This is a genomic window from Cupriavidus sp. FW305-3-2-15-C-LB2, assembly GCF_058787575.1.
This window is the reverse complement of sequence record NZ_JBYSZW010000004.1, coordinates 60,042-72,208: the sequence shown is the minus strand read 5'-3', so window position 1 is coordinate 72,208 and position 12,167 is coordinate 60,042. Positions and strand designations below refer to the sequence as shown.

Here is a 12,167-nt window from a genome sequence, read left to right as displayed (position 1 = left end):
GCCGACTGCACCTAAGCGACATAAGTCAGCCACGCGGGCAGTTCATTGGATGGCTTCCGTCGTGTTTTTCACATGCTCTGGGGCTGGACGGGCAGGAATATTCCTGACAAGGCAACCACGCCGCGAGTACTACGACGCAATCGGTGAAACTGTTCGTGCGTGACGCGTTGCGCGAGAGTGCGCGATGCATTTGGTCCCCGGAGGGAGTTGCTGAAGGCTACCGCAAGAGTTCAATACCGCAAATCCCCCCAAGAAGGGGGATCTGACACCTTGATCTTTTCAGGCCTGGCGACGGCACGGGCGCCGCTCAGCAGCGGATCGCGCCGGACAGGAAGCGGAAGCAGCCGGCGGCCGCCGGCATCCTGGGCGCCGGTTCCTTGCGCATCATCAACGCCACGCGGCGCTTGAAGCTGGGGCTGCCCAGGGGCACGGCACGCAGCGCCACATCGTTGATGCCCTGGGCGTATAGCCGGGACAGCAGACCGACCGCGAGCCCCGCGCGCACCAGGCTGTAGAGCGATTCGCTGTACTGCAACCTGCAGGACGCGGCGGCCGAAGGCATCCGCTACAGCGAGTTCTTCTGGAACCCCACCGACACCGTCAGACAGTCCGGCATTCCGTACCGCGCCGCCATGGAAGCCATCGTGCGCGCGATCGTCGATGCCGAGGCAGGGTTTGGCATCGTGGGGCGGCTGGTGCCGTCGATCGACCGCGAAGCCGATCCGCCGAGGCGGTCGAGATGGTCGACTGGGTCATCGCCGACCGCCGCGACGAGGTGATCGGCATCGGCATCGACTATCGAGAGAATGACCGGCCGCCCGAGCTGTTCGCCGAGGCCTATCGCAAGGCCCGCGCCGCCGGGCTGAAGACCACTGCCCACGCCGGCGAGTTCGGCACGCCCTGGACCAATGTGGCCACCGCGCTGGACCTGCTGCAAGTGGATCGCATCGACCATGGCTACACCGCCATTGACAACCCCGAGTTCGCGCAGCGTTGCGCGGACCGCGGCATCGTCTTCACGGTGGTGCCGACCAATTCCTACTACCTGCGCACGCTGCCGCGCAAGCGCTGGGCGCTCGATCACCCGATCCGCCATATGCCGGGCATGGGCTTGCGTGTGCACCCCAACACCGACGACCCCGTGCTGCACCACGTCACCGCCAGCCAGGCCCGGGGGATGATGGTGCGCGATTTCGGCTTTGGCCTGGACGACCTGCGCGAGTTCATGCTTAACGGGCTGGACGCCGCGTGGATCGACGACAGCACGCGCCGTGCGTGGCGGGCGTAACAGTGCGCCGAGTTCGATGCGCTGCGCGCCAGGCTGTTCGCGGCCCCGGCTGCCCGAGGCTGCAGCCTGGTCCGTTTCCGTTCCGCTGTTCGTGGACCAGTTCCTGTCCAGGCGTACTGACATCTTCCTGATCGGGCGCTACCAGCGTGCTATAGGCGAAGCGACTACGGCGGCGATTTTCGGCTACCCGACTTCCGCCGGGCGCGATCAGGTGGTGGTTACCACGGGGATGCGGCATCGGTTCTGACCGGCCGCGAGGAAGCTGACGCCCGGCAGTGTCATTGCGTGGGGAAATCGATCTCAGCGCGCCTTGGCGATTCCTCAACCAGCCAGCTCGCGGTGCAACGCCACATATTCCTGCGCCAGCTTGTGGCGCGGATCCAGATGGATCATGGGGGTGGCATGCTGATGCGATTCGCGGATCTTCACCGATGCAGATAGCCGCGATTCAAGTACTGGCAGGCCCTCGCTTACCAGTTCGTCGACCAGCTTCTGCGGCAAGCTGGCTCGCGGCTGGAACTGGTTGATCACGATCCCCTCGACCTGCAGCCCGTCGTTGTGGTCCTGTTGGATTTCCTTCACGTTATCGAGCAGCGTGTAGAGGGCACGGCGCGAGAAGTCATCGCAATCGAACGGGATCAGGCAGCGCTCCACGGCGATCAGTGCGGAGCGGGTATAAAAATTCAGGGCCGGTGGCGTGTCGATGTAAATGGCGTCATAGACTGCCTCCAGCTCGAGCAGGGCGTCGCGTAGCTTGTAGATCTTGTAGCGGGATTCGAGCTTGCCGTGGAGGGAATCCAGGTCAGGATGCGCCGGCATCACATCGAGGTTCTCGAACGGCGTCGGGTGGACAAAGGACGTAAATTCCACCGGCCTGAAGTTGTAGGTCAGGGAGGTCTCGAAGAAGTTCGCCGCGGTCGGACTTGCCTCCGCGGCCCGCGCGCCAAGCAGGTACTGGGTGGAGTTGCCTTGTGCATCCAGGTCAATGACCAGGGTGCGCAAGCCCTCGCTGGCGCTGATCGCCGCGAGATTGCACACAATGGTCGATTTTCCGACCCCACCCTTCTGATTGAACACGACGCGCCGCATTTGCCCCTCTGGAGAGAATCGATCCGAAAGCGGCAGCATACCTCAGCGTGAGGTTCCCGGCAGCACCCCGCCCGGCTATGACAACGATATTCCAGGCCGTGATGAGGTGGCACCCGCGGGCAGGCGATTCAGTGGGTGCCAGAGTCAGCCGTCCGATTCCTGCTCGCGGTACCATTGGCGCCTTGAGGTGGTCCCGCGCTTGCATCTCATGGACCAGCCTTGTGCTGCACACTATGCGGCTCACGCCACCGAATGCATCGACATGGTTGCCGACCTTGCCCGTTCCTGGTTGACCTTCAGCGCGCCTGTGGCCGCTGCACAGGCTGCCGGCCGCCCGCTCGTGGCGCTCGAATCCACCATCATCGCCCACGGCATGCCCTACCCGGAGAACGTTCGCACGGCGCGCGAAGTGGAGGCCCTGATCCGCGACCTGGGAGCCGAGCCCGCGACGATCGCGCTGATTGGCGGGCGAATCCGCATCGGGCTTTCGAACGACGAGCTGGAGCTGCTGGGGCGCTCGGAGCGGGCACACAAGGTGAGCCGCCGCGACCTGCCAGCCGTGCTGGCCGGCGGCGGGCTCGGCGCCACGACCGTGGCCGGCACGATGATATGTGCCGCGCTGGCGGGCATTGAGGTCTTCGTCACCGGCGGGATTGGCGGCGTGCACCGCGGTGCGCAGGAAACCTTCGACATCTCGGCTGACCTGCAGGAACTGGCCAGGACCTCGGTGGCGGTGGTCTGTGCCGGGGCGAAGTCCATCCTGGACATCGGGCTCACGCTGGAATACCTGGAAACACACGGTGTGCCGGTGCTCAGTTGTGAGCAAGACAATGTTGCTGCGTTCTACACGCGCGACAGCGGCTTTCGTGCTGACTTCAGGCTGGACGACGCGGCGGAGCAGGCACGCTTCATCCGCACCAAGTGGGACTTGGGCCTGGCGGGCGGCGTGGTGTTGAGCACACCGGTGCCGCAAGCGGCAGCGATGACGTCCGGGGAGATCGACGCGCTGACTCGGCAGGCGCTTGCCGAGGCCAGGGCGCAGGGAATCACCGGCAAGGCCGTGACGCCTTTCCTGCTGGCTCGCATCAAGGCGCTGACGAGCGGACGCAGCCTGGCGACAAACATCGCGCTTGTGAAACACAACGCCGAGGTGGGAGCAAGGCTTGCGCTGGCATTGGCACGCGCGGGGCGCGGGGCGGGCGCAGCCTAGTCATGTGAGCAGGCCGGCATCCGCAGGGTGCGGGCGCGCACCTGGCAAGCTGGGTCTATGCGCCAACGTCGCCTAATCTTGTGTCTTAGCGATCAGCGAGTGGAAAACTCGCCTGAAGTCGCAACGCGTACATTTTCGATCCGGGGCTAGCGGAAGGAGTCATCATCATGCGACTCTCACTAATAGTCAGCGGCGCCATGCTGGCGCTTTCGGCATGTACATTGGAACCGGCCGGAACAGGCGCCTTTACAGTCATGGGGCCGGCCAGCTTCGATCGCACCTTCACCGCAGCAGCCGGGGCCATGCGCGACCAGGGCCTGGCGATCAGCGTCGAGGACCCGGTCAATGGCGTGGTCGTCGGCAGTCTGGATACCACGACGGTGATGGCCGGTGTGCACCAGCAGGCAGACGGCTACGTGCGGGTGGAATTCGACGGCATGGCTGCACACGATCCAGCGTTGATGGCGCGAATTTCGCGCAGCTACAACCGCCGCATGGGCCGCTGAATCGCGTCAGAGGTCAATTCAATGGATGTCCGCTTTCCGGAAGCGGACCCTGACGAGCCAGATCACGACCGGCTGTCTGCCCTTCAGAACGCTCGGACGTCGGGGACGCGGGCATGGCTCGGGCAAAGCGCCAGCGCGAAATCCTCCGGATCCTTCTGGGTGTTGCCGTGAGGCTTCCTGACCGATCCATGGGTTCAACGCGGATTCGCCTTCCCATGTCCGCGCCGTTCAGCGAGCGCGTCGGCGAGTGCTCTCACCCGCAATAGTATGTGGCGATGGCTGGGGGCCTGAGCAACCTCTCCGTCTGGCAGCAGAGCAGCGCGCCTGGCGGCCTGCTGGCGTTGGCGCAGGGTATGGGTCCGCTCGGCCAGGTAGGGCAGGTTCGCCGATAGGCATGCCCCTTTAGTCGCCGGCTCTGACGGGCTTGGTAATTGCAGTCGCGACTCCGCGTCGTTCACTTTCTTGGCCGGCGCCGGAGCCCGGGGAAAAGGATCGCGGCGAGCAATAGTCCTCCGCCGGTGAGAATCAGAATGTCCTGCATGCCTTGCGCCTCCCACGAAGATGCCAGATCGAGCGAGCCAATCTTAGGGATAACGCTGTCGCAGTGCTATCCGCCTCTGTCCGACAAGATGTTGGACCGAGCGCAGGAGTTCGGATCGCCGACGCGCGCTCGCATGCAATACGCCGCCGGCCGGCATTGATCGCAAAAATGACCGCAAAGCCAGAGGCACAGGCAGCGAACGTGCGCCGTACGAAACAAATGTAATCGTTTGTTAATGCCGCCCCCGCAGCCCCGTGTTGCCAACAGATGCTTCCTTCCGCTTTGGTACGATGCCGCTCTTTCCGCAAAGCGTCCCGCCACCGTGAATCGCCGCTGTATATTGTTTTTTCGTGAGTATTGCGCACGGTGGCTCATCCGCATCCAATCGCTGGCCGCTGCCGGCATCACGATAGCCAGGCGCGTCTTTCCCGGCGCGCTGCGCCGCCTTGGCCACCCGACGCGACGCGGCATCATGCTGACGCTCGCCGCGGTGCCGGCGCTGTTTCTGCTGTACGTGCTGGCGCTCGTGCCGTTTACGCCGGGCATCGGCGACATCCGCAAAGCCCGCATCGACCGCCCAGCGCTGATCGTATCGGCCGACGGCAGAGTGATCGACGAATTCAAACCGGTCAATCGCGAGTGGGTATCGCTCGGGCAGATCTCGCCGTACATGGTCGCTGCATTGATCGCCACCGAAGATCGCCGCTTTTATGAGCATCACGGGATCGACTGGCTGCGTACCGCGTCGGCTGCGCTGCATACGTTCTCCGGCGACCGACAGGGTGGCTCGACGATCACGCAGCAGCTTGCGCGCAACCTGTATCCCGACGAAATCGGCCGCGCGCCGACCCTCGCACGCAAGCTCAGGGAAGCGATCACGGCGCTCAAGATCGAAGCCGTGTACAGCAAGGATCAGATCCTTGAGACATACCTGAACAATGTGCCGTTCCTGTACAACGCCTACGGCGTGGAAATGGCCGCACGCACGTATTTCGGCAAATCGGCGCATCAACTCGACATCCTCGAGAGCGCGACACTCGTCGGCATGCTGAAGGCCAACAGCACCTACAACCCAGTGCTGAATCCCGAGCGCGCATTGGAGCGGCGAAACACCGTGCTAGGGCAGATGAACAAGTACGGGAAGCTCAAGCCCGACGCTTACACCTGGCTGAGGCGGCAACCGCTCAACGTCAATTTCGGGTTGCAGAGCGCGCCACGAAGCGCGGCGCCGCATTTTTCCGCGCAACTGCGCAAGTGGCTGATCACATGGGCCGAGCGCAACGGCTACAACATCTATGCCGACGGGCTTGTCGTGCGCACAACCATAGATTACCGTCTGCAGACGATGGCGGTGCAGGCGATGGACTGGCAGGCGAGCCAGTTGCAATGGATCGCGAACGGGGCATGGAACGAACGCACTGGCTGTTGGCCAGGCAACGACCTGTTCCGGACATTCATCCGGCAAACGCCTGACTATCGTGCAGCACGCGATGCTGGTCAATCGGATCAGGTCGCGCTCAGGAAGCTCGGCATGAATCGCACGTTTGTCCGCGCACTCTGCCGGAGCAAGACTCAGGTCCAGGCGGGTTTTGTCGCGATCGATCCGCGCAACGGCGATATCAAGGCATGGGTGGGTAGTCGCGATTTCGGTGATGCACCATTCGATCACGTGCAGCAGGCCCGGCGCCAGCCGGGTTCTACCTTCAAGCCATTCGTCTACGGGGCGGCGTTCGCGGACGGCGCGCGGCCAGGCGATACGATCGTAGACCGGAACGTCGCCATTCCACTGGCCGGCCAGGCGATCTGGCGGCCTACCGATGCGGCGCCGCCCACCGACCGGCCGATGACGCTGCGCGACGCGCTAGTGTATTCGCGCAACCGCGTCACCGCTCAGCTCATGCAAAAGGAAAGCCCCGAGAAGGTCGCACGGCTCGCGCGCGCGATGGGCGTGCGCGACAGTCCCCTCGAAGCGGTGCCGTCGCTCGCGCTCGGCACGAGCCCGGTCACGCTCAAGGAAATGGTATCGGCGTACAGCACGATCGCGAACCGCGGTGCCTATGTCGAACCGCGCATGGTTACCCGGATCGAGGATCACGACGGCAAGGTGCTCGCCGAATTTGCGAGCGCATCGCCGGAACAGGCACTGTCCGCCGCCGCCGCGCAAACGCTCGTCGATGTGATGCGCGACGTCATTATCCGCGGCACCGGCGCAGGCATCCGCACGCGCTTCGGGATTCGCGCCGACGTGGCCGGCAAGACGGGCACCACGCAGGACAACGCGGATGGCTGGTTCATCCTGATGCATCCGCAACTGGTCGCGGGCGCGTGGGTGGGTTTTGACGATGGACGTGTGACGCTCGGTAACGACTGGGGCCAGGGCGCGCATAGCGCGCTGCCGATGGTGGGCGCGTTCTACGACATGGCGCTGCGCGCACGAGTGATCGACCCGGATGCGCGGTTCAGTCCTGAGACCCGGGCTCCTCGCAAGCCCCATGCGCGACAGCATCGGCAATTCCTGTTCTGGAAATTCTGATGTCGTCGCTGGCGGACGCGACATTCGCTTTCGCAGGTGCCGCCGCGCGATGCGGTTAAGAGCGCGATGGGATGGATGCCCAAGTGACGGGCGCCATCGCGCGTCGCCTCACTCAGTCGTCGTGACGATGCTTCTTGTGGCCCTTGTGCTTGCCGCGATTGCCGTTCTTGTGGTCATCGGCATAGTTGTTGCGCGACACATTGCCGCCCAGCGCCGAACCCGCTGCACCACCGGCCGCGGCACCGACGATGCCGCCGGTTCGGCCGCCCAAGGCATTGCCGGCCGCCGCGCCGGCGCCACCGCCCAGCGCGCCACCCACGATGGCGCCGGTTCGTTCCTTCTTGTTGGCAGTCACCGCGCCGCCCGCACCGCCGCCCACGGCACCGCCGACCACGGCACCCGTGCTGCCGCCCAGTGCGCCACCGACGGCGGCGCCCGCGGCACCACCCAGACCGCCGCCCACGGCGTTCTTCAGGTCATCGGCCAGCACCGGTGTGGTGGCAGCGGTCAGCAGCAGGGTCAGGCACAGCGTACGAAGTGATTGTCGAGTCATGTTCTTCCTCAATAGGGGATGGTTGGCGATCCGCCGATGCAGGAGTTTACACGGGGCGGCAAGCGGCTCCGTTTGGAACTCGCAACGGTGGTCGACTACCTCCGTCGCCATGAGCCCGAGGTCTGTCGCGCTGAGCCCGGAATGCTGTTGTCAGTCGATATTGGCGCAGGAAATAGCGACCCCCCGGATGCGGCTGGCACCAGCCGCAAAACAGAAAAGCCCTTCGCAATTCGTGGAGGGCTTCGTCAATTCAGGCCGTCGGGTGGGCAGGTCGACTATAGCGGGCGAATCTTTGACGCTTGTGGGCCCTTCTGACCTTGCGTGACTTCGAATTCCACTCTCGCACCTTCCTCCAGCGATTTGAACCCGGTGCCTTGGATTTCGCTGTGGTGGGCAAACAAGTCCTTGCCGCCATCATCCGGCGTGATGAACCCATAGCCCTTTTCACTGTTAAACCACTTCACGATGCCAGTCGCCATCTCGTCCTCGACATTTGGTGCACACAGGTTGCGTGCTGAGAAGTCCCGCCCCAGAATCGCCCCGTCGCCAAAATATGGTTGGATGCGTTACGGCGCGCCGAACCCCTAGCATACCGAAGAGGAGGGCGGGCAGCATCTGCGGGTTAACCTCTGGATCAGAGCGCTGATGATGAGGCGGGCGAGTCGCGATACGGGCTGAGTGCGCAAATTTCCGATCGCCGAATCCGAGGAAAATCCCCTCGATCCAGGCTTACTCAGTCCAAACGGCATCGACGTCCCGCAGCAGGTGCCCGGCCAGGATGTAGTCGCCAGCCTTCATGGCCTTTGTCTCCAAGGCAACCAACTCGTTGGCTGCCAGCTGGTCCAATGCAAACTGGCAGTACAGGTTCCGTTGCCGGAAGGACACCTTCGGCCGGCTGAGGCCAGCAATGAGCGCCGCGAGGGACTTCACGGCAATGCTTTCGTGTCCGCGGTACTCCACCCGTATCCCTACCTTATTACCAAGGCGCCCGAGCTCAATAGCATCTTGCCAACCTGACTCATAGTCGAGCTCGACCAGCGCGACCCCCTCTGCCTCCAGGAGCCTGATGGCTTCCCCTTTGGTTCCAGCCCGAGCCGTTGTCATTTCTGCCTCCACTCACACCATCCCGCGCGGGGTTGCCGGTCTGATTCAATGTGCTACTGAATTCAACTCAGCGTTGCCCTGCTCACCTTGCCCCTTGGCTTCAGATCTGGAGAGTCAAGGTCTTGCTTAATTCTGACGTAAGAAAAATCTAAGTCAATATAGAATCGCCCTGAAGTCCTGCTACTACCACCCGCGTCACCACTCCGGCGACGCGTTTTTTTTGACGCAGAGCGGTCCTCATTCGGCCTGAAGCTCCATGCCTTTCCCCAGCAGCGACATATCGGTAGCGGACCTCGGCGAGTTGCGCTAATGCAAGCCGTCCGGTCGGTCGGCGAATGGTGCTCCCGAACCTGAATGTATGTCATGTTGCGATATTCGTTGATCTGCCCCTGCGCACGTTTTGGTAAAGGAGAAAATACCGGGGATTACGGCAAACATGCTTGCAATCACATTGAACACAAGGTGGCGAGCAACTAAGATGAACGTTCCGGGTGCGAAAACAAGCACCCGCCAGCCAGAACCTCGCGTCCGAGACGAAACAAGCGGCCTGTGCAAACCAGGCCGGCTGTCACGGACAGTAGTGAAGTCCCGTAGCAAAAGTAAACCTACAGCTTGGGAGACGACTGTGCTGAGTCATCATGAATTCGCCACGCTTGTGCTGGTAAGCGGCAGCTCCGACCCAACGGGGCTGGACCGCGCGGATATGGACGCGCTGCTCGCGTATAAACTGGTTACGCTTGAGCGCCTTGGGCCAAACCACAGCCGCCCTCAGGTGACAATCCAGGGCTACGCTTTTCTGAAAGCCCTCGGGCGAGTTCGCGCAAGCGAGGGTCAGGCTCGCCAGGCCTCCTTATGAGCGTATTGCTTTAGCTGGAAGCGACTGCCGGCGTTGGCGCGCTTTCGTCTGATCGGCGTGGCCTGCCAGGGTCACGATGCAGCAATTGTTTTCCACTCGATTCCGGTCCCGTCGGAGCTCTCTTCGGATAGCTCAGGTGGCGGGTCGCACTTAGGAGACGCAAGATGACTCAGTGGTCCCCCGAGCAATTCATTAAGGTCCAGATGGCAGGCATTGAAGCCCTGACCGGGCTGACCGGCAAGGCCTTTGAAGGCTTCGAAAAACTGCTGGAGCTGAATCTGCAAGCGATGAAGACGGCGCTGGCTGATTCACGAGAAGGCGCAAGGAAAGCGCTCTCAGCCAAGGACCCGCAAGAATTGGTCGAATTGCAAATCGCGTTATTTCAACCCGCGGCCGACAATGTACTGGCATATCGTCGTCAACTGTACGACATCCTCGCCGCCACCCGGGCGGAGTTCGAGAAGGTCGCCGAGGTCCAGTACACGGCAGGCAAGCAGGGTCTGCACGACTTCCTTGGAAGCGTGGTGAGCCAAACGCCCGGCGGCGCGGCGGCGGCGCCATTGGCTGCCTGGCAGGAGGCCGTCAGCGCGACCACTACGCTCTATGAGTCGATGCAAACGACGGCAAAACAGGCCGTGCAAGCGGCCGAGAGCAGCTTCAATACTGCTGCGCAGGTGGCCTCGAAAGGCATGCAACGTCGCGCAGCACAGGCCTCAAAGGCAGCTGCAAATTAAGTCGGCTTTGGCTCTTGGGAGGCCAGAAGAGGCGGAGCGCTGGGGGCGGCCATGTGCTTTGCACCGCCGCCGGCCTAAACTTCCTTCGTGTCGAAGATGAGCATGTCAACCCCGGCCTGGGCAAAATTGGCCAGGTCAGCTGCTGCTGCGGCGCCCTCAGGCGAAGCCATTGCCTGCTGGAGCGCCGCCAGCGAATCGAAGCTCAGCACCGCAACCAGGTGAAACGGCGAATCGCCGGCCGGGCTTGCAACCGGGCCGCTGCTGACCTCGTAGCGTCGCAGGCCGGCGATCTTCTTGGCGATCGGAACATGGGTCGAGAAGTAATATGAATCAAACGCCGCCGTGTCCGCAGGCTTCTTGTATAGCACCACTAGCTTTGCCATCGTGGTTCCTCCAAGCGTGAGTTTGATATAGCCCGAGCTTGCAAGTGTATCGTCCCTATGGCGGGTGAACCCCATTTCTGTCAGAGGGTCGGGTTGACCAGTTTCTTCATGCTACGATTTTCCTATCTAAGTCGGAGGTCGTCATGACAATCGAAAGCTACCAGGGCTACATCGTCCGCGGCTTTGCAAAGCAGCTTGGCGACGGATCCTTCGAGGCATCCGGTGCAGTTGAGAAGGACGGCCGCATCGAAGAAGGATCGGATCCCTTGGGGTACTACCCCTCGTTTGAGCGTGCCGCGGCAGCCGGCATTGCCTGGGCGAAAGCGTGGGTAGATGATCACGGCTGAACCCCTCTGAAATCGCCCACCCAGACCCACGGATTGGCACCTATGCGCCGCCGCAGTTGATGCCGGATGGTGCGTTCTTTCGTCATGCTAGGATGCCTCGAAACGCTGGGAGGTCGCCATGTCGAGCCATGTCTGGGTCGAAGAAGGGGAGTACTACTGCCACTGCACGGTCTGGAAGTCTAAGTCCGGGACCTGGGAGGCATCGGTATTGTTCGAGCGAAGAATCGATCACGCAAACGAGTTTGTCCCAGGCTTGCGGCACAAGATCAAAGCCTCGTTCAATAGCGAGGGCGAGGCAATGACCGAAGCAATCGCTTACGCAAAAGCATGCGTCGAGAACACTAAGACCGGCTTGTAGCCCCATGCGGCTACCCCAAATCGTTTCGATCCCTGCACCGACTGGCTCGCCATCTCAGGCACGTTGACGATCGGTGCTGCCGTCATCGGCGACTTCGCGCTCGGGACACGATTTCTTACAACCGGGGGAGGTGCCCGTCGGTATCCTTGCGGCAAATTCGCCAACTGCAAGCGCAGGTCACCATGAAACCCCTATTTGTGCTCACCGTGGTCACGGCAGCACTTCTCACCGGCTGCGCCGTCGCTCCCTATGATGACGGCTACTACCACGGCGGATACTCGCGTCCGATTTACGGCGGCGGTTACTCCGATTGGGACGGCGGAAGGTACTACGGCGGCAACCGAAAGTGGGGCGGTGACTGGGATCGAGGCTGGGACCGGGACGAGCAGCGAAACAGGGGCCGTGACTGGAGCGGCCGTGATAACCGCGGCTGGAACCGTGGTGGAGACCAAGGCGAAAACCGCGGCGAGAAGCGTGGATGGAACCGGGGCGATGAGCGAGCAGAGAATCGCGGCCGGGACCGGCGCGGAGAGCATGGCGGGGACCGGGGCAATGACCGTGGCGGTAACCGCGGTGATGACCGTGGGCGGAATCGTGACGCCGACGGTGGCAACGGTCGCGGCAGAGACCGTAACAAGGATTGATGCGACAGCCTCTGACTTCGC

At 62.7% G+C, this 12,167-nt stretch carries 12 protein-coding genes and 1 pseudogene; 7 read left to right on the top strand and 6 right to left on the bottom strand.

The features are described from left to right. Positions 1-307 precede the first annotated feature (307 nt). Positions 308-562, bottom strand: a complete 255-nt coding sequence (locus tag AC3WRR_RS05105) for a LysR substrate-binding domain-containing protein (RefSeq protein WP_010812725.1) — start codon at positions 560-562, stop codon at positions 308-310. Here AC3WRR_RS05105 and AC3WRR_RS05100 point away from each other — a divergent pair. Continuing rightward, a pseudogene (locus AC3WRR_RS05100) lies at positions 528-1,288 on the top strand (adenosine deaminase family protein); the annotation flags it as partial. The gene AC3WRR_RS05105 and the pseudogene AC3WRR_RS05100 overlap by 35 nt on opposite strands. Before the next feature lie 321 nt (positions 1,289-1,609). Here AC3WRR_RS05100 and AC3WRR_RS05095 read toward each other — a convergent pair. Then, a complete protein-coding gene (locus AC3WRR_RS05095) occupies positions 1,610-2,377 on the bottom strand; it encodes a ParA family protein (RefSeq protein WP_010812729.1) in 768 nt (255 codons plus the stop codon). Positions 2,378-2,639: 262 nt separating this feature from the next. Here AC3WRR_RS05095 and AC3WRR_RS05090 point away from each other — a divergent pair, with 262 nt between their 5' ends. The 3 genes from AC3WRR_RS05090 (at position 2,640) to AC3WRR_RS05080 (ending at position 7,167) form a co-directional block, all read left to right on the top strand. Continuing rightward, positions 2,640-3,587, top strand: a complete 948-nt coding sequence (locus AC3WRR_RS05090; protein ID WP_041688181.1) for a pseudouridine-5'-phosphate glycosidase — start codon at positions 2,640-2,642, stop codon at positions 3,585-3,587. A 167-nt stretch (positions 3,588-3,754) separates the two neighbouring features. Continuing rightward, positions 3,755-4,093, top strand: a complete 339-nt coding sequence (locus AC3WRR_RS05085; RefSeq protein ID WP_011617600.1) for a hypothetical protein — start codon at positions 3,755-3,757, stop codon at positions 4,091-4,093. 863 nt (positions 4,094-4,956) lie between these two features. After that, on the top strand, positions 4,957-7,167 hold the full coding sequence (locus tag AC3WRR_RS05080) for a penicillin-binding protein 1A (protein ID WP_037023378.1): 2,211 nt from the start codon (positions 4,957-4,959) through the stop codon (positions 7,165-7,167). A 112-nt stretch (positions 7,168-7,279) separates the two neighbouring features. On the opposite strand, the gene AC3WRR_RS05075 is transcribed toward AC3WRR_RS05080, so the two are convergent. From AC3WRR_RS05075 to AC3WRR_RS05065, 3 genes are all read right to left on the bottom strand, one after another. Next, positions 7,280-7,720 carry a YMGG-like glycine zipper-containing protein gene (locus AC3WRR_RS05075; RefSeq protein ID WP_010812733.1) on the bottom strand — a complete coding sequence of 147 codons (441 nt, stop codon included), beginning with the start codon at positions 7,718-7,720 and terminating at the stop codon, positions 7,280-7,282. A gap of 275 nt (positions 7,721-7,995) precedes the next feature. Further along, a complete protein-coding gene (locus AC3WRR_RS05070) occupies positions 7,996-8,199 on the bottom strand; it encodes a cold-shock protein (RefSeq protein WP_010812734.1) in 204 nt (67 codons plus the stop codon). A gap of 250 nt (positions 8,200-8,449) precedes the next feature. Further along, on the bottom strand, positions 8,450-8,824 hold the full coding sequence (locus AC3WRR_RS05065; RefSeq protein ID WP_010812735.1) for a hypothetical protein: 375 nt from the start codon (positions 8,822-8,824) through the stop codon (positions 8,450-8,452). Between the two features lie 1,020 nt (positions 8,825-9,844). Between AC3WRR_RS05065 and phaP4 the strand changes: the two genes are divergently transcribed. After that, the gene (phaP4, locus tag AC3WRR_RS05060) at positions 9,845-10,414 is read left to right on the top strand and encodes a TIGR01841 family phasin PhaP4 (RefSeq protein ID WP_010812737.1); all 570 of its coding nucleotides are present in this window, start codon (positions 9,845-9,847) and stop codon (positions 10,412-10,414) included. 74 nt (positions 10,415-10,488) lie between these two features. On the opposite strand, the gene AC3WRR_RS05055 is transcribed toward phaP4, so the two are convergent. Then, on the bottom strand, positions 10,489-10,797 hold the full coding sequence (locus AC3WRR_RS05055; protein ID WP_010812738.1) for an EthD family reductase: 309 nt from the start codon (positions 10,795-10,797) through the stop codon (positions 10,489-10,491). Between the two features lie 143 nt (positions 10,798-10,940). Here AC3WRR_RS05055 and AC3WRR_RS05050 point away from each other — a divergent pair, with 143 nt between their 5' ends. Continuing rightward, positions 10,941-11,144, top strand: coding sequence for a hypothetical protein (locus tag AC3WRR_RS05050; protein WP_010812739.1), 204 nt, complete (start codon positions 10,941-10,943; stop codon positions 11,142-11,144). 540 nt (positions 11,145-11,684) lie between these two features. Then, complete coding sequence (locus AC3WRR_RS05045) at positions 11,685-12,146, top strand: transposase (RefSeq protein WP_010812741.1); 462 nt, start codon at positions 11,685-11,687, stop codon at positions 12,144-12,146. Positions 12,147-12,167 lie beyond the last annotated feature (21 nt).